We start from the raw sequence: 16,609 nt of genomic DNA on the forward strand, positions 1-16,609 counted from the left end.
AATTTTAGCGCCCGTTCCGATTCCATCAGAAGTGAAAATGCTCTAGGCCGCGTCGGGTCGCAGCGAGCGTGGTAGCGGGAAGAACTCGTTCTCTTCCGCAGCCGAAACCGTCTCCACGTCGAGATCGTAGCGGGCCGCGAACGCCCCCATGATCTCCTCGACGATCACTTCCGGCGCCGAGGCGCCTGCGGTAATGCCGAGGCTCCTGATCCCCTCAAACCTGTCCCAATCGAGGTCGCTGGCGCGTTGCGCCAGCACCGAAACCTTGCAGCCCTCGCGCTCGGCGACCTCGCGCAGCCGCTGGGAATTTGAGGAATTCGGCGCGCCGACCACGATCAACGCATCGACCACCGGCGCGACCTTCTTGACCGCGAGTTGGCGGTTGGTGGTGGCGTAGCAGATATCTTCCTTGTGCGGACCATTGATACTCGGGAAGCGTCGCTTCAGCACCGCGACGATTTCGGCAGTGTCGTCGATCGAGAGCGTCGTCTGGGTGACGAAGGCGAGATTGCCGGCATCTTTCGGTGTGAAGGCTTCGGCATCCTCGGCGGTCTCGATCAAGGTTACCGCCCCCGCCGGAAGCTGGCCCACAGTGCCGACGACTTCCGGGTGATGCGAATGGCCGATCAGCAGAATCTCGCGCCCGCGCTTGAAATGGATCGCCGCCTCGCGGTGAACCTTGGTCACCAGCGGACAGGTGGCATCCAGCGAGAAGAAGTTGCGCCGCTGCGCGTCGGCGGGCACCGATTTCGGCACGCCATGAGCGGAAAATACCACCGGCGCCTTGGTGTCGTCGGGAATTTCCTCCAGTTCCTCGACGAAGATCGCGCCCTTGGCGCGAAGGCTGTCGACCACGTAACGATTATGCACGATCTCGTGACGCACATAGACCGGCGCGCCGTAAAGCGTCAGCGCACGCTCCACGGTATCGATCGCCCTGACGACGCCCGCGCAGAAGCCGCGGGGCGAACAAAGCACGATTTTAAGTTTCGGTTTGGCATTCATGGGGCGATCCGGGACCGAATCACCCCACACCGGCGGGGCGGGAACGGCCAATACGAGGAACGACTTTGGACGGCTTTCAGGCGCTGTCAAGGCTGTTCCGTCAAGCCATTCCATCAGGCCATGGGCCGGCAACAGCAAACCATTGCGCACCCGACCGTCGGGGGCTTATATAGGCCAATTCCCGTCATCGTCGATGACCAAAAGGCTCTGCCCCTGAGGGGTGGGCGGAGCGCAAAGGAGATTTGCCATGAGCAATGCACCGCTGATGCCGAAGGCGACTGCCGTGTGGCTCGTCGACAATACCGCCTTGTCGTTTGACCAGGTCGCCGATTTCACCAAGATGCATCCCCTGGAGGTCCGCGCCATCGCCGACGGCGATGCCGCCCAGGGCATCAAGGGCATGGATCCGATCTCCACCGGCCAGCTAACCCGGGACGAGATCGAGAAGGGCGAGAAGGACCCGGACTACCGCCTCAAACTCAGCGAGAGCAAGGTGGTGCTGCCCCCCGCCGCCAAAAAGAAGGGTCCCCGCTATACCCCGGTATCGCGTCGTCACGAGCGGCCGAGCGCGATCCTCTGGCTGGTGCGCAACCATCCGGAATTGAAGGATGCGCAGATCATGCGGCTGGTCGGCACCACCAAGACCACGATCGCCGCGGTTCGCGACCGCACCCATTGGAACGCCTCGACGCTGACGCCGATGGACCCGGTGACGCTCGGTCTCTGCTCCCAGATCGAGCTCGACTTCGAGGTGCAGCGCGCAGCCAAGGAGAAGCCCACCGATCAGCAGTATGGCGGCGCCACCCTGCTGCCGGCGTCGGAGACCACGCGCAGAGATGCCGATTTGGAGCCGACCGAAAAGCAGCGCGACGATCTCAACGTCGACGCCGTGTTCGCCAAGCTGAAGACCATCGGCGGCAAGAAGCAGGACGACGAGGACGAGTAACGCCGATCATTCCTCGAGGTGCGCGGCATTTCAAAGACGACGTATAACACGCGTCGTCATTCCGGACGGCTTGCGACGCAAGCCGATCCGGAATCCAGCAACTAGGTTCTGATTCCATCAGAAGCGGGAAGGCTCTAATGTCTTAGCGATCGCTGGATTCTGGCTTCGTCGCTTCACGACACCCCGGAACGACCGGCAAGTTTTGCGTCAATTGCAACACGAACCCGCTACTGCCCGTTCAGCATCCGCTCGGCGAGATCGCGGTGGGTGCGCTCCATCCGGTCGGAGCGGGTGGCGGCGACGTCGCGATCCTTGCGGCAGGCGGTATAGGCCGCGGAGCCCTGCGGCCCGCCGTGCGCCTGGCAATACGCATCGTCATCGCCCTGCGAGACTGCGCTCGCATTGTGCCGTTCGAGATTTGCGCAGCCGCCGAGCGACGCAATCAATACAAGAGCGGCGATTCGTATCGATGTCTTCAGTCGCATGGTCGTTCCCGGATTGCCAGTCACGCGACTGTTCGGACTCAATTGCGGGAAATGTAAGTCCATCGAAGACCCCCGCTCACGTTCTGCTTTTCAGCGCGCCCTGAATCTCATCGAGCACCTTGGGATCTTCGATGGTGGCGGGCATCGTCCATTCATCGCCGTCCGCGATCTTCTTGATGGTGCCACGCAGGATCTTGCCTGAGCGCGTCTTCGGCAGCCGGTTCACCGTGATCGCGCGCTTGAACGCCGCGACCGGGCCGAGCTTCTCCCGCACCAGAGCTACGACTTCTTTCTCGATCTCGGCGGCGTCCCTGCTAACGCCCGCCTTCAGCACCAGAAGACCGCACGGCACCTCGCCCTTGATCGCATCCCTGATGCCGAGTACCGCGCATTCGGCGACATCGGGATGCGATGCGAGAATCTCCTCCATGCCACCCGTCGACAGCCGATGACCGGCGACGTTGATGATGTCGTCGGTGCGGCCCATGACGAAAATGTAGCCATCCTCGTCCTTGTAGCCGGCGTCCGAGGTCTTGTAGTAGCCGGGAAATTCGCTGAGATAGGCTTCTTTGCAGCGCGCGTCCTGCTCCCACAGCGTCGGCAGGCAGCCCGGCGGCAGCGGCAGCTTGATGACGATGGAGCCCATCGCATTGGCCGGCAGCGGCTTCGCCGCTTCATCCACGATATCGACCTGATAGCCCGGCATGGCCACCGTCGGCGAGCCATGCTTCACCGGCAGCATGCCGAGCCCGACCGGATTGCCCGCGACGCACCAGCCGGTTTCGGTCTGCCACCAGTGATCGATGACCGGCCGATTCAAATGCTTTTCCGCCCATTCCACCGTCGGCGGATCGGCGCGCTCGCCGGCAAGAAACAGTGTGCGGAACTGGGACAAATCGTATTTGCGGATGAAGGCACCATCCGGGTCTTCTTTCTTGATGGCGCGGAACGCGGTCGGCGCGGTGAAGAACGCCACCGCCTTGTGCTGCGAGATCACGCGCCAGAATGCGCCCGCGTCCGGCGTGCCGATCGGCTTGCCCTCGTACATGACCGTCGTCGCGCCATGGATCAGCGGGCCGTAGACGATATAGCTGTGACCCACCACCCAGCCGATATCGGAACCGCACCACCAGACCTCGCCCGGCTTGACGCCGTAGAGGTTGAACATCGACCATTTCAGCGCAACCAGATGGCCACCATTGTCGCGCACCACGCCTTTCGGCACGCCGGTGGTGCCGGAGGTGTAGAGAATATAGAGCGGATCGGTTGCGAGCACCGGGACACAGGGCGCGGACTTCCCGACCGCCATCGCGGCCGCGCGTAAACCTGCCCAGTCGTGATCGCGGCCCGCGATCAGGTCGCAGCGCTGTTGTGGCCGCTGCAGGACGATGCAGACGGGAACCTTGTGCGCGGCGAGCTTGATCGCTTCGTCGAGCAGCGGCTTGTATTGCACGATGCGGCCCGGCTCCAGGCCGCAACTCGCTGAAAAGACCAGCTTCGGCTTGGCATCATCGATTCGGGTCGCAAGCTCCTTGGCCGCGAAGCCGCCGAACACCACCGAATGCACCGCGCCGATCCGCGCGCAGGCCAGCATCGCAACCACGGCCTCCGGCACCATCGGCATGTAAAGCACGACGCGATCGCCCTTGGCGACACCGAAGTCCTGCAGCACCGCGGCGAGCGTCGCCACTTCCTTGAGCAACTCGGCGTAGGTGAAGGTGGTGATGACGCTCGGCCCGCCCGGATTGGCCAGCGGGGAATCATGGATCAGCGCGACCTGGTCGGCCCGGCCGCCGTCGACATGGCGATCCAGTGCATTGTAGCAGGTATTGACGACGGCGCCGGCAAACCACCGGCCGTAAAGCCCCATCGACGGATCGAAGATCTTTTTCGCCGGCTCGATCCAGTCGATGTCGCCTGCGGCGTCAGCCCAGAAACCCTCGGGATCGCCGAGCGAGCGGCCGTAAATCTCGCGATAGCGGCTTTTTTCCTGAATATTCATGGCACGTCTCCCGTTCATTCATTGTCACGGGATGCGGTGCTCATTTCAAGGGCGGCGGCCTCGTTCTTACGGCGCATTCCTCCTTCGAGGAAGCCACGCTCCGGTTCCGCAAGCGAACGGTCGTCGCCTCGTGCCGCTCGGTCGACAACCGAGACGGTATCACAATTTACTTCCGCTTCTCTTTCAGACGCTCGACGTTATCGGCCGCCAACTCCGCAAACACGCGGCTGGCAAGAACGTCGGACGCCACCCGACTTGACGTCCTTGGCAATCAAAATCACATCCTCATTCGCGACAAGACGGTTGGCCTGACGCAAACGCATAGGATCAAGCGCATTCGAATCGAGCCTTCGTTGAAGAACAAGGGTCGGGCCTTGCGCAACGCGATGCAGCGCACAACGGCGCGTCAGAGGTGAATTATAGTTCATGTGCGCAGCATCACCTCCGCGATCGCGAGCAATTCCTCCTCGGTAAGTCGGGGAAGTCGATATGATGGACGATGCGCGAACGAAAACCGGGACTGCTGGAGAAGAATCTTTCCATATGGTCGGCTTGGCCCGCGAGAAGCACCGCCAGATCCTCGTTCCGTCGAGGCCTCGCCGGCTACCGCCGCCAAGGCCTCGATGGAAATCCACGCCGTCCTGCGGCGTCACCCCAAACAGATGACGTCGGTGTCCTTCGGCGTTTAGTCGGGCTCCCGATAGCCTGTCTTCTCATAGGCCATGTCTTCTCATAGGCCATGACACTTATTTGTAGCGATCCCTGCCGCGGACGGTCAGCAGTTTCCCGTTCTGGGACTTTGTCTCCCTGTTGATCCGCGGAGGTTCGATCCAATCTCACTCCGCGGCGACGGCCCTATCGCCGATGCGCGGATCAAGTTTGCCCGTGCGATATAGCTTGGCCATTTCAGCCAATGGGATCACCTTGATCTTCGATGCGTTTCCGGCGGTGCCGAACTGCTCGAAGCGCTCGCGGCAGAGGTCGCGCATCGCATCCATCGCGGGCTTGAGGAACTTGCGCGGATCGAATTCGCTTTTGTTGTTGGTCGCGATTTTCCGGAACACCGCCGTCATCGCCAGACGGCAGTCGGTATCGATATTGACCTTGCGAACGCCGTGCTTGATGCCGCGCACGATTTCCTCGACCGGCACGCCCCAGGTCTGCGGCATCTCGCCGCCGAACTTGTTGAACTCGTCCTGCAGGTGCTGCGGCACCGAGGACGAGCCGTGCATCACCAGATGCGTGTTGGGAAGGCGGCGATGGATCTCCTCGACGACTTTCATGGCGAGAATGTCGCCGTCCGGCTTGCGCGAGAACTTGTAGGCGCCGTGCGAGGTACCCATCGCGATCGCCAGGGCGTCCACCTTTGTGGCGCGGACGAAATCGACGGCCTGATCGGGATCGGTCAGCAGTTGATCGTGGCTGACGGGACCTTCAATGCCATGGCCATCTTCCTGCTCGCCGCCGCCGTGCTCGAGCGAGCCGAGCACGCCCAGTTCGCCTTCCACCGAAGCGCCGACCCAGTGCGCCATGTCGACGACCCGGCGGGTGATGTCGACGTTGTACTCGTAATCGGCCGCGGTCTTGGCGTCGGCCTTGAGCGAGCCGTCCATCATGACCGAGGTGAAGCCGTACTTGATCGCGGTGGCGCAGGTCGCTTCCTCGTTGCCGTGATCCTGATGCATGCACAACGGAATATTCGGATACATCTGGTCCAGCGCATCGATCATGTTCGCCAGCATGATGTCGTTGGCGTAGGAGCGTGCGCCGCGCGAAGCCTGGAGAATAACCGGCGCGTCGACGGCAGCGGCCGCCTCCATGATGGCGAGACCCTGCTCCATGTTATTGATATTGAATGCCGGTACGCCGTAGCCGTGCTCGGCCGCGTGGTCCAGCAGTTGCCTCAGTGTAATACGAGCCATTTTTTCCTCACCCTTGGGATGTGCTGATAGCAGTCGCGCAGGGGATTATACCCCCCTTGCCCATGCACCGATCAACTACTTCGATGTCGCGGTTCCAGCCGTCATTGCGGCGGTTCCGCTGGACTTTACCTATCGTCATCAATTCGCCGGTCATGCGCGCCTTTTCCGCTCGATGAGCTGAAGGATCAGCGGCGTCAGGATCAACTGCATCGCGAGATCCAGCTTGGATCCGTGAATGACAATCGAGTTTGCGCGCGACATGAAGCTGTTCGGAATCATCGACAGCAGGTACGGAAAATCGATGCCGCGCGGATTCTTCATCCGGATCACAACCATCGATTCGTCGGGGGTCGGTATCCACCGCGAGATGAACGGATTCGAAGTGTCCACCGTCGGCACGCGCTGGAAATTGATGTCCGTCTCAGCGAATTGAGGACAGATGTAGTTGACGTAATCCGGCATGCGCCGAAGGATGGTGTCAGTGACCGCCTCGGTGGAATAGCCCCGCGCGTTGCGATCGCGATGCAGCTTCTGGATCCATTCGAGATTGATGACGGGAACGACGCCGATCTTGAGGTCAGCATATTGGGCGACATTGACCTTATCGGTGACGACCGCACCGTGCAGACCTTCGTAAAACAACAGGTCCGAGCTCTCGGGCAGTTTCTGCCAATCGGTGAACGTCCCTGGGGGAACCTTGTGCAACGCGGATTCCACGTCGTCATGGACATAGTAGCGCGTGTTGCCGGTTCCGGTTTCGCTATAGCTCTTGAACACGGCCTCCAGCTCGGCGAACAGATTGGTCTCCGGACTGAAGTGGCTGAAATGCTTGTTGCCCTTGTCCGACTCCTCGGCCATGCGGGTACGCATTTCGGCGCGGTTGTAACGGTGGAACGCGTCTCCCTCGATGTAGGCGGCCACCACGTTCTCGCGGCGGAAGATCTGCTCGAAGGTGCGCTTGACGGATGTCGTGCCGGCGCCCGACGAACCCGTGATTGAAATGATAGGATGCTTTCTGGACACGATTGCGACAGCCCCTCAATCAAACGCGAAACAAGCCGCGATGCCCGAACAACGGAGAATTCGTTTCCAAGGCAACGTCGGGTGTGGTGTGCATGTGTTCAAGCCGCTGGACGTTCTTGATCGAACCCATGATCAGCGGAACACGCTGGTGGAGGGTGCGGGGAACGAGGTCCAGAACGCGTTGACGGCCGGTGGTGGCGCCGCCGCCCGCCTGCTCGATGATGAACGCCATCGGATGCGCCTCGTAAACCAGGCGCAGGCGGCCTTCTTCATAGCCGTCCCGGGCGTCTCCGGGATAAAGGAAGATGCCACCGCGAATGAGAATGCGGAAGGCTTCGGCGACCAGCGAGCCGATCCAGCGCATGTTGAAATCCTTGCCGCCCATCCCGTCGGCGCCCATGAGGCACTCGTCGATATAGGCGCGAACCGGCAGATCCCAGTGCCGCCTGTTCGAAGCGTTGATCGCGAACTCCGTCGCGTTCGGCGGGATCTGCACCGTCGATCCCGTGAGCTTGAACACCCGCTCCACGCGATCGAGAGTAAAGATATCGACGCCCTGGCCGAGGGTGAGGACGAGAGAGGTTTGCGGACCGTAGACAACGAAGCCAGCCGCGAGCTGCGCACTTCCCGGCTGCGCGAAGGCGGCGTTGGCATCGGTGGGCGTCGGCATGATCGAAAAGATCGTGCCTACCGACATGTTCGTGTTGATGTTCGACGAACCGTCCAGCGGATCGAACGCAACGCTGATCGGAGAGCCCGGATTCAAAATCTCAAGTTCCGCCATTTCTTCAGAAGCCAGCACTGCGATCGGCAGGGCGCTGAGGGCTTCGCGGATGATTTGATCGGCGCGAACATCGAGATCCTTCTGAACATCGCCGTCGGTGTTGCGTCCTTGTGCTTTGCCGGTGATCCCCGCCAACGCGCCACGGCACGTCAGATCGGAAATATCGATTGCAGCCTGCGCGAGCGCAGCGACCGCTTCCTTCACTGCTCGGCGAAGCGGATCCGACCCTCCTTCACTATCCATCCTTTGCTGCAGTGTTAGCTCTTGGCTCATTCAGTTTCCCCTTCGGCCGCAATGTCCAAACAGCCGATCTGCCGCTTTCCAGAGCATTGCGAAACATTGACTCGTTGCATGTAATAAGTACAATTTCAATATCCTTAATCGAACCAAATTTCTTCTTATATGATCTCGAAGCTTCGCGACGTCACCATTCGGCAGCTTCGTGCTTTGGCATCCGTTGCAGTTGGAGGCAGCGTCACTGCAGCCGCAAACAAGCTGCATTTGACTCAACCTGCCGTTACGCTGCAGTTGCGGAATCTGCAACAACTCTGCGGACTGCCTCTGCTTCAGCGCACCAGCGACGGCATGGTGCTCACGCCGGCAGGACAAGAACTGTACACGCTTTTCGAACGCGTCGAAGCCGCGATCGAAAGCTGCGCGACCTCGCTCGACATGATAGCCGGCCGAACCGGCGGACGCATATCGATCGGCGCTGTCAGCACGGCAAAATACTTTGTCCCGTTTGCGATTTCCGCCTTCTCGAAGCTCCATCCAGGGATAGACATCAGCCTGACGATCGTCAATCGCCAGGAGATACGTCAGGCCTTGCGCGGCTATACGCTCGATTTTGCGATCATGGGCCACCCGCCTCCAGACATCGAACTGGATAGCCATCTGATCGGCGATCATCCGCATGTCGTCATTGCGCCGAAAGAACACAGGCTTGCAAACGCGTCCAGACTCGCCGCGGTCGATCTGGCGCAGGAAACCTTCGTTTCCCGCGAGCCGGGCTCCGGTACACGGTTCCTGATGGAGCAGTTTTTCGAGAACAGCAATCTTGAACCCCAGATCGGCATGGAGATGAGCAGCAACGAGACCATCAAGCAGGCGGTCATTGCCGGTCTCGGGATTGCTTTCATCTCGGCGCATACGGTGGCGGTCGAACTCAGGGAAGGCCGGATGATCACGCTCGATGTCGCCGGTCTCCCAATTGTGCGACAATGGTTCGTCGTCCGGAGGAAAGACAAGGTCCTGCTTCCTCCGGCTCAGACAATGCTCGACTTTCTGGTCGTCAACGGCAAGCAGTTCCTGCCGCAGGCGCCGAGCGCGGCCGATCGGCCCGACCCGAGGCGCAGGTAAAGTGGACATCTCGCGTCTTGCCCGGCGAATTCGCCGCGCGCTGCGTTGCGCGGCCAAGGCATCGAAACTATAAGTCATTGAAATAATGGTCGGAGTGGCAGGATTTGAACCTGCGACCCCTGCGTCCCGAACGCAGTGCTCTACCGGGCTGAGCCACACTCCGACAAGACGCGGCTTATAACCTTGGGTTTCGCGCACCGCAAGAAGCTGGATCGAAAACTGAAATTCCAATGACCGTGGAGTTGACAACGCAGATTAGACCGGCCGGCGCGGCCGCCACGTCAAAAGCCGCCCGGACGCTTCGCGACGGCGGGCTGGTCGCGTTCCCGACCGAGACGGTCTACGGGCTTGGCGCCGACGCCGCCAACGCCGAAGCGGTCGCGCGGCTCTACCGCGCCAAGGGCAGGCCCGCGTTCAATCCGCTGATCGTGCATGTCTGCGATCTCAAAGCCGCCCAACGGATCGCCTGTTTCGATGCCACGGCGCTTGTGCTCGCTGACGCATTCTGGCCGGGCCCGCTGACACTGGTGTTGCCAAAGGCTCCGCGCTGCCCGGTGGCCGAACTTGCCACGGCCGGCCTCGACACCATTGCAATCCGGGTTCCCGCCCATCCGGCGGCGCGCGACATCCTGCGTGAATTCGGCGGCGCGGTGGTGGCGCCCTCTGCCAACCTGTCCGGCCATGTCTCCCCGACGACGGCGGCCCATGTGCAAAGCGACCTTTCGGGACGGATCGACCTGATCGTTGATGGCGGGCCGGTCGAGGTCGGCGTCGAATCCGCCATCGTCGGCTGCTTCGCGTCCCCGACATTGCTGCGTCCCGGCGGGATTCCGCGCGCCGAGATCGAGCGCGTGCTCGGCAGTTCCCTGACGCTGACCGATACCGGCGCGGCCGATGGACGACCGCTGGCGTCCGGGATGCTGGCCTCGCACTATGCACCCCGCGCCAGGGTCCGCCTCGATGCCACGAGCCTGTCACGCGGCGAGGCGCTGCTGGCTTTCGGTCCGGCCGTTCTCGCGGGCAGCGAGACCGCGGCCGCCGTGATGAACTTGTCCGAGCGCGGCGATCTCAAGGAGGCCGCCGCCAATCTTTTCGGCTATCTTCGCGCTCTGGACGCCAGCGGCGCACGGACCATCGCGGTGATGCCCGTCCCCGACCATGGACTCGGGGAAGCCATCAACGACCGGCTGCGCCGCGCCGCCGCGCCGCAAGACTGATGGGCACATCGTCCAATCCAACGGACACCTGACGCGCCATGACCATCGTTCCGCCGAGATCCGCATTGCCGCCGCTGTCGCCCGATCTGATCGCGCGCTTTGCATCGATCGTCGGCGACAAATATGCGGTGACCGACGCCGACGAACTGGCGCCATACCTCACCGAGCAGCGCAACCTGTTTCAAGGCCGCTCACCGCTGGTGCTGCGTCCGGCATCGACGGCGGAGGTATCCGCGATCTGCAAGCTTGCGACCGAGCACCGGATCGCGCTGGTGCCGCAGGGCGGCAATACCGGCCTTGTGGGCGGACAGACGCCGCACAATGGCGAAGTGGTGGTCTCGACCCGGCGGATGGATAAAATCCGCGAGATCGATACCGCCTCCAACACCATGACGGTCGAAGCCGGCGCGGTGCTGCAGATCGTCCAGCAGCGCGCCAGCGAGGTCGACCGCCTGTTTCCGCTGTCGCTCGGCGCGGAAGGAAGCTGCACCATCGGCGGCAATCTCTCGACCAATGCCGGCGGCACCGGCGCGCTGGCCTTCGGCGTGGCGCGCGACATGGCGCTCGGTCTCGAGGTGGTGCTTGCCGACGGGCGCATCCTCAACGGCCTGTCGAAGCTGAAAAAGGACAATACCGGCTACGACCTGCGCAACCTGTTCATCGGCGCGGAAGGCACGCTCGGCATCATCACCGCCGCGGTCCTGAAGCTGTTTCCGCGGCCGCGAGCAGTGGCAACCGCCTTCGTCGGCCTGACATCGCCGGCCGATGCCTTGAAATTGCTGGCCATCGCTCGGACTGAGGCCGCCGGCAGCCTGACCAGTTTCGAACTGATCGCGGAGATCTGCGTCGACATGTGCGTCAGGTACGGCGACGGCATCCGCGATCCACTCGGCAAGCGCCATCCCTGGTACGTTCTGATGGAAATCTCCTCGTCGCGCGACGACGCGCCTGCAATCCTCGAAGCCATTCTGGGACGGGGCATGGCGGACGGCGCTGTCAAAGATGCGACGATCGCGTCCAGTCTGCAGCAGCGCGCGGCGCTCTGGAAACTGCGCGAGGTGATCCCGATGGCGCAGAAGCCGGAGGGCGGCTCGATCAAACACGATATCTCGGTGCCGATCGCGGCCGTGCCCGCTTTCATCGCAAAGGCGAATGCCGCCGTGACCAAGCTCGTTCCCGGCGCGCGCCCGGTCGCCTTCGGCCATCTCGGCGACGGCAACATCCACTACAACGTCAGCCAGCCCGTGACCGGCACGACGGCGCAGGAATTTCTCGCCCGCTGGCACGAGGTCAATGCCGTGGTCTTCGCCATCGCACTGCGGATGGGCGGCTCGATCTCCGCCGAGCACGGCATCGGCGTGCTGAAGCGCGATGACCTGCCCCGCGTGAAAGACAGAACCGCCATCGAAGTGATGCGCGGCATCAAGGCGCTGCTCGATCCACTCGGCATCATGAATCCGGGCAAGGTGCTGTGAGCATTCACAGACATTGCGTTGGCGACGTCATGGCTGACGCACCGGCGTCATTCGCCGGTCAAAACAACGAGCCCTGGCCGTCATCGCCGGAGACGACGGGCGCAGCTTTGCGCGGCACGCTCTTCTTCCCCGCATTCGTCGCCTCTGCTTCTGCCTGTTCCGCCGAGATCGGCAGAATCAATTGCTCATCGTCGTTGGCGACACGGTTCACGCGCGTCGAGACTTCATGCCAGACAAATTCGCCGTCCTCCGGCGCGCGCAGCAACGGCATGGCCTCTCCGGCATCGATAGCGTCGCCGTCAAGCCAGCGCGCATGATCCGCAGGCGCGATCGTCACCGGAACCCGCGGATGCAGCGTCGAGAGACCGCCATGCGCCGCCGTGGTGACGATGGCCACCGTATCGAGTTCCTCACCGTTCGGCCCGACCCAGGTCTCGGAAAGCCCTGCGAAGGCGATCAACCCGCCGTTGCGCGGCCGAATGAAGAACGGCCGCTTGCGTCCCTCCGATTGATGCCATTCGTAATATCCGTCCGCCGGGAGCAGACAGCGCCGCCGTTTCATCGCGTTCTTGAACGCCGGCTTGTCCACCACGGTCTCGGCGCGGGCATTGATGAGAAGTGCAAACTGCCGAGGGTCCTCGACCCAGGCCGGAAGCAGACCCCACCGCATCAGGCGAAAATGCCGGCCGCCGTTCTCGAGGATGACAACGGGGATCGGTTGAGTTGGTGCAATATTATACCGAGGCGGAAAATTCGGCTGTTCGGCGTAGCCAAAAGCCTGACGCATCGCCTCCGGCGGCGACAGGATGACGTAGCGTCCGCACATTTCCTCATCCAAACAGGTGCGACATTCAGTCCGTTTTAATCCCCGTGTCCAACACTACAACCAATGACAACGGCGTCCAGCAAACCATCACCTTTTCCAATTGCGAAGCAGACCGATCCGAAAGGGTCCGGTCGGGCAGGCGAGCTGTCGGCCGCCAACATCAACCCGCGAACCGGTCTTGCGACCGACTATCTCAATCATTTCAACGAAGCCATCATGCTGCTCGAAATGATCCCCGACATGCCGGACTGCGCCGCTGACTTCATGGAATGGCAGCCCCTGACCTATCCGGAACATTTCATGGCCTCGAACTTCAAGGCCCGCGATCTCGCGATCGAGGCTTATGAGCAGGCCGACCCCGACATTCGTGCCAGATTCGACGACGTGACCGGCAACATGAAAGCCATTTTAACCGCCGTGGCCTTGGCGATGAAAGGCGTCCGCCAGGACAAGACCCGCGCGGTCCTCGCCATTCAGGCCACAAGCTGGGTCAAGCCGCTGGTCACGCTGGCCGGCGGCATCATCAATGGAGAGCGCGGCGAAACCGACGTCGATTACATCATGAACCACTGATGCCGTCGCCCGAGCCTTCCCAGATTCCCCGGCTTGCCGTCAGTGCCGCGATCTTTCGCGACGGCAGGGTTTTGCTGGTGCGCCGCGCCCGGCCGCCCGGCAAAGGCTTGCATTCGCTGCCCGGCGGTCGCGTCGAATTCGGCGAGACTATGGCGAAGGCGCTGCATCGGGAAGTAGCGGAAGAAGTCGGGCTGAGGATCGAGATCGCCGGCCCGGCGGGCTGGCGCGAGGTGATACCGGCCGAACCCGGCCACGGGCATTTCGTGGTGATGGCGTTCGCGGCGCGCTGGGTCGGCGGTGAGCCCGTCTTAAGCGACGAACTCGACGGCTTCCGCTGGTTTGCCCCCGACCTGCCGGACGATTTGCAAGTCACCGAGGGGCTGCAAACCGTCATCGATTCGGCGCGGCGGCTCGTCGGAGCCTGAACCTGAAAAGGCGAAGGGCTGCCCGTGGATCGCCCAGCCTTGCTTCGATCGCATTGAAAAGGCATATCACGACGGAGCCGGACTCCCTCGATGCACAAATCGGTTTTTGCCGTTGTTGTTCTAATCGCGATCTGCAGCGCGTTGCCCGCGCGTGGGCAGGAAGGGGCTGCGCCGTTCGATGCCGACCTGCAGCGGCTGGCCGAGATCCTCGGCACGCTGCACTATCTGCGCGGCATCTGCGGCGCCAATGAAGGCGCCAAATGGCGCAATGAAATGCAGGCACTGATCGACGCCGAAACGCCGACAGGCGAGCGCCGCGCCAGGATGATCGCGGGCTTCAACCGCGGCTATAACGGGTTCCAGCAGACCTACAGGGTGTGCACCCCGGCCGCCAATGTCGCGATCCGCCGCTATACCGAGGAAGGCGCGAAGATTGCCCGCGACCTGACCGCCAGATATGCAAACTGATTTCCGGGGTGGTTTCGGTCTCAAAATTCGCCAGACGCGTTAACCTTTCTTAAAGAACCGGCTGTCCGGCACGGATTCGCATGCTAAACCAAGACAGTTGTTAAGCGGTTCCTTTCGTCAGACGACCGGATTTTTCATGCGCCCGCCATTTACCTTCAGCCCGGCCTGCGATTCGTTGCCCGATCAGGAGCAGAAACAGGCTGCACTGAGTTATCTCAACGAAGCGTGGGCCGAGGCACGCCACGACGGCGTGGACGGCGATTGTCTGGCGCAGGCCAGCCTGTTCGCGGCTTTCGCGGAACTTGTCAGTACCTACGGAGAGGACGCGGTGGCGAATTTCGTCGAAGGCCTCGCAGGCCGCATCCGCAACGGCGAGTTCTCGATCGGCCTCGCGAAGCAGTAGCTTTTCATCCGTTGCCGTCATCGCCCGGCGTGACCGGGCGATCCGCTTCCGGATCCTCGATACTGACCTCGCGCCCTGCAATACTAGATCATCCGCTTTCGCGGTGATGCCGTCCAGAATTGCAGCCCTCGCTATGCTTTCAGCGTCTCCAGAAAGCGCACCGGCTCGCCCGCGGCTGGCGTCGTCAATTCGCCCTGCCACATCACGCGGCGGCCGCGCACGAAGGTGCCGACCGGCCAGCCCGTCACCTCGACACCGTCATAGGGCGTCCAGCCCGCGCGCGAGGCCACCCACTTGTTGGTGATGGTCTCGCTGCGCTTGAGATCGACCACGGTGAAGTCGGCATCAAAGCCGGCCGCGATCCGGCCCTTGCAGGCGATATTGAACAGCCGCGCCGGTCCGGCGCTGGTGAGATCGACAAATCGCGCCAGCGACAGCCGGTCCGCATTGACGTGATCCAGCATCACGGGCACCAGCGTCTGCACGCCGGTCATGCCCGAGGGCGAGGCAGGATAGACCTTCTGTTTCTCCTCCAGCGTGTGCGGCGCATGATCGGAGCCGAGCACGTCGACAATGCCCTGCTTGATGCCGTTCCAGATGCCTGCGCGATGCGCGGCATTGCGCACCGGCGGATTCATCTGCGCCAGCGTGCCGAGCTGCTCATAGCAGCCGGGCGCGACCATCGTGAGATGATGCGGCGTCGCCTCGCAGGACGCGACATCCTTGTGGTCGCGCAGATATTCGATCTCTTCCTGCGTCGAGATATGCAGCACGTGGATACGCTTTCCAGTCTCGCGGGCGAGAGTGACGAGCCGCTGCGTCGCCTTGAGCGCGGCCGTCTCATCGCGCCACACCGGATGCGAGCGCGGATCGCCCTCGATGCGCAATCCCTTGCGTTCGTTGAGGCGGTATTCGTCCTCGGCGTGAAACGAGGCGCGGCGGCGGATCACGTTGAAGATTTTTCGCAGGCTGTCGTCGTCCTCGACCAGCAGCGCGCCGGTGGACGATCCGACGAACACCTTGACCCCGGCGCAGCCCGGTGCGCGCTCCAGTTCGGGCAGGTCCTGCACGTTGTCGCGGGTGCCGCCGATGAAGAAGGCGAAATCGCAATGCATGCGATGATGCGCCGCCTTCATCTTCACGGCGAACGTTTCCGTCGTCACCGTCAGCGGATTGGTGTTCGGCATCTCGAACACCGCGGTGACGCCGCCCATCACGGCGCTGCGCGAGCCGCTTTCGAGGTCTTCCTTGTGGGTGAGCCCCGGCTCGCGGAAATGGACTTGTGTGTCGATCACGCCGGGCAGGATATGCAGCCCCCGGCAGTCGATCACCTCGGCGGCGGCGGCGTGACCAAGTCCGCCGATGGCGGCGATGCGGCCATCCGATACCGCGATGTCGCCGATCCCCTCGCCGTCCTGATTGACGATGGTGCCTGCTCTGAGAATCACGTCAAATGTCTGGGTCATTTGTCCTGATCATCGTCTCCGACAGCTTTTCCGCACGCTGCAGCGCCACGCGGACCCTTGTTGCGGTCACCTTACCGGCTTACGTTCGGAAGCGAAATCCGGAACGCAGGTTTCCCCGGGGTACTGCGCAAGACCCGCCAAGACAACAATGCCCGGCCAAGAGATAGTGTCATGAAAGCAGCGTTTCTTCCCGACCGGGGGGTGGTCAAGGTCAGCGGCGACGACGCCCG

16 protein-coding genes and 1 tRNA gene are annotated in these 16,609 nt (G+C 62.4%); 8 read left to right on the forward strand and 9 right to left on the reverse strand.

The window, feature by feature from the left end:
* Window positions 1-42: 42 nt before the first annotated feature.
* Window positions 43-1,005, reverse strand: coding sequence for a 4-hydroxy-3-methylbut-2-enyl diphosphate reductase (ispH, locus tag ACS3WB_RS14410; protein WP_438276181.1), 963 nt, complete (start codon window positions 1,003-1,005; stop codon window positions 43-45).
* Window positions 1,006-1,252: 247 nt separating this feature from the next.
* Here ispH and ACS3WB_RS14415 point away from each other — a divergent pair, with 247 nt between their 5' ends.
* On the forward strand, window positions 1,253-1,951 hold the full coding sequence (locus ACS3WB_RS14415; RefSeq protein ID WP_438276182.1) for a DUF1013 domain-containing protein: 699 nt from the start codon (window positions 1,253-1,255) through the stop codon (window positions 1,949-1,951).
* Between the two features lie 227 nt (window positions 1,952-2,178).
* Here the strand turns inward: ACS3WB_RS14415 and ACS3WB_RS14420 are convergent, their stop codons facing one another.
* The 5 genes from ACS3WB_RS14420 to ACS3WB_RS14440 form a co-directional block, all read right to left on the reverse strand.
* Window positions 2,179-2,436, reverse strand: a complete 258-nt coding sequence (locus ACS3WB_RS14420; RefSeq protein WP_438276183.1) for a hypothetical protein — start codon at window positions 2,434-2,436, stop codon at window positions 2,179-2,181.
* A 76-nt stretch (window positions 2,437-2,512) separates the two neighbouring features.
* Window positions 2,513-4,438: a propionyl-CoA synthetase gene (locus ACS3WB_RS14425; protein ID WP_438276184.1), complete on the reverse strand. Its 1,926-nt coding sequence runs from the start codon at window positions 4,436-4,438 to the stop codon at window positions 2,513-2,515.
* A gap of 836 nt (window positions 4,439-5,274) precedes the next feature.
* Entirely contained in the window at window positions 5,275-6,360 is a 1,086-nt protein-coding gene (gene fba / locus ACS3WB_RS14430; protein ID WP_438276185.1) for a class II fructose-bisphosphate aldolase, read from the reverse strand.
* Between the two features lie 150 nt (window positions 6,361-6,510).
* Complete coding sequence (locus ACS3WB_RS14435; RefSeq protein WP_438276186.1) at window positions 6,511-7,383, reverse strand: phosphoribulokinase; 873 nt, start codon at window positions 7,381-7,383, stop codon at window positions 6,511-6,513.
* Between the two features lie 19 nt (window positions 7,384-7,402).
* Window positions 7,403-8,440 carry a class 1 fructose-bisphosphatase gene (locus tag ACS3WB_RS14440; protein WP_438276187.1) on the reverse strand — a complete coding sequence of 346 codons (1,038 nt, stop codon included), beginning with the start codon at window positions 8,438-8,440 and terminating at the stop codon, window positions 7,403-7,405.
* A gap of 129 nt (window positions 8,441-8,569) precedes the next feature.
* Here ACS3WB_RS14440 and ACS3WB_RS14445 point away from each other — a divergent pair, with 129 nt between their 5' ends.
* The gene (locus tag ACS3WB_RS14445; protein WP_438276188.1) at window positions 8,570-9,526 is read left to right on the forward strand and encodes a LysR family transcriptional regulator; all 957 of its coding nucleotides are present in this window, start codon (window positions 8,570-8,572) and stop codon (window positions 9,524-9,526) included.
* An 86-nt stretch (window positions 9,527-9,612) separates the two neighbouring features.
* On the opposite strand, the gene ACS3WB_RS14450 is transcribed toward ACS3WB_RS14445, so the two are convergent.
* Window positions 9,613-9,689, reverse strand: a tRNA-Pro gene (locus tag ACS3WB_RS14450).
* Between the two features lie 67 nt (window positions 9,690-9,756).
* Here ACS3WB_RS14450 and ACS3WB_RS14455 point away from each other — a divergent pair.
* Entirely contained in the window at window positions 9,757-10,743 is a 987-nt protein-coding gene (locus ACS3WB_RS14455) for an L-threonylcarbamoyladenylate synthase (RefSeq protein WP_438276189.1), read from the forward strand.
* A gap of 38 nt (window positions 10,744-10,781) precedes the next feature.
* Entirely contained in the window at window positions 10,782-12,218 is a 1,437-nt protein-coding gene (locus ACS3WB_RS14460; protein ID WP_438276190.1) for an FAD-binding oxidoreductase, read from the forward strand.
* A gap of 58 nt (window positions 12,219-12,276) precedes the next feature.
* Here the strand turns inward: ACS3WB_RS14460 and ACS3WB_RS14465 are convergent, their stop codons facing one another.
* Complete coding sequence (locus ACS3WB_RS14465; protein ID WP_438276191.1) at window positions 12,277-13,044, reverse strand: SOS response-associated peptidase; 768 nt, start codon at window positions 13,042-13,044, stop codon at window positions 12,277-12,279.
* Window positions 13,045-13,107: 63 nt separating this feature from the next.
* On the opposite strand from ACS3WB_RS14465, the gene ACS3WB_RS14470 reads away from it, so the two are divergent.
* The 4 genes from ACS3WB_RS14470 to ACS3WB_RS14485 all read left to right on the forward strand — a co-directional run bounded on the left by ACS3WB_RS14470 (window position 13,108) and on the right by ACS3WB_RS14485 (window position 14,913).
* Window positions 13,108-13,617 carry a hypothetical protein gene (locus tag ACS3WB_RS14470; RefSeq protein WP_438276192.1) on the forward strand — a complete coding sequence of 170 codons (510 nt, stop codon included), beginning with the start codon at window positions 13,108-13,110 and terminating at the stop codon, window positions 13,615-13,617.
* Window positions 13,617-14,042, forward strand: coding sequence for an NUDIX hydrolase (locus tag ACS3WB_RS14475; protein WP_438276193.1), 426 nt, complete (start codon window positions 13,617-13,619; stop codon window positions 14,040-14,042). The genes ACS3WB_RS14470 and ACS3WB_RS14475 overlap by 1 nt, the downstream gene beginning before the upstream one ends.
* 90 nt (window positions 14,043-14,132) lie before the next feature.
* Window positions 14,133-14,510: a TIGR02301 family protein gene (locus ACS3WB_RS14480; RefSeq protein ID WP_438276194.1), complete on the forward strand. Its 378-nt coding sequence runs from the start codon at window positions 14,133-14,135 to the stop codon at window positions 14,508-14,510.
* Between the two features lie 136 nt (window positions 14,511-14,646).
* A complete protein-coding gene (locus tag ACS3WB_RS14485; RefSeq protein WP_438276195.1) occupies window positions 14,647-14,913 on the forward strand; it encodes a hypothetical protein in 267 nt (88 codons plus the stop codon).
* A 131-nt stretch (window positions 14,914-15,044) separates the two neighbouring features.
* On the opposite strand, the gene ACS3WB_RS14490 is transcribed toward ACS3WB_RS14485, so the two are convergent.
* On the reverse strand, window positions 15,045-16,379 hold the full coding sequence (locus tag ACS3WB_RS14490; RefSeq protein ID WP_438276196.1) for a dihydroorotase: 1,335 nt from the start codon (window positions 16,377-16,379) through the stop codon (window positions 15,045-15,047).
* Between the last annotated feature and the right edge of the window lie 230 nt (window positions 16,380-16,609).

The sequence above is a fragment of the Nitrobacter sp. genome (assembly GCF_051535215.1).
Classification (GTDB): Bacteria; Pseudomonadota; Alphaproteobacteria; order Rhizobiales; family Xanthobacteraceae; genus Nitrobacter.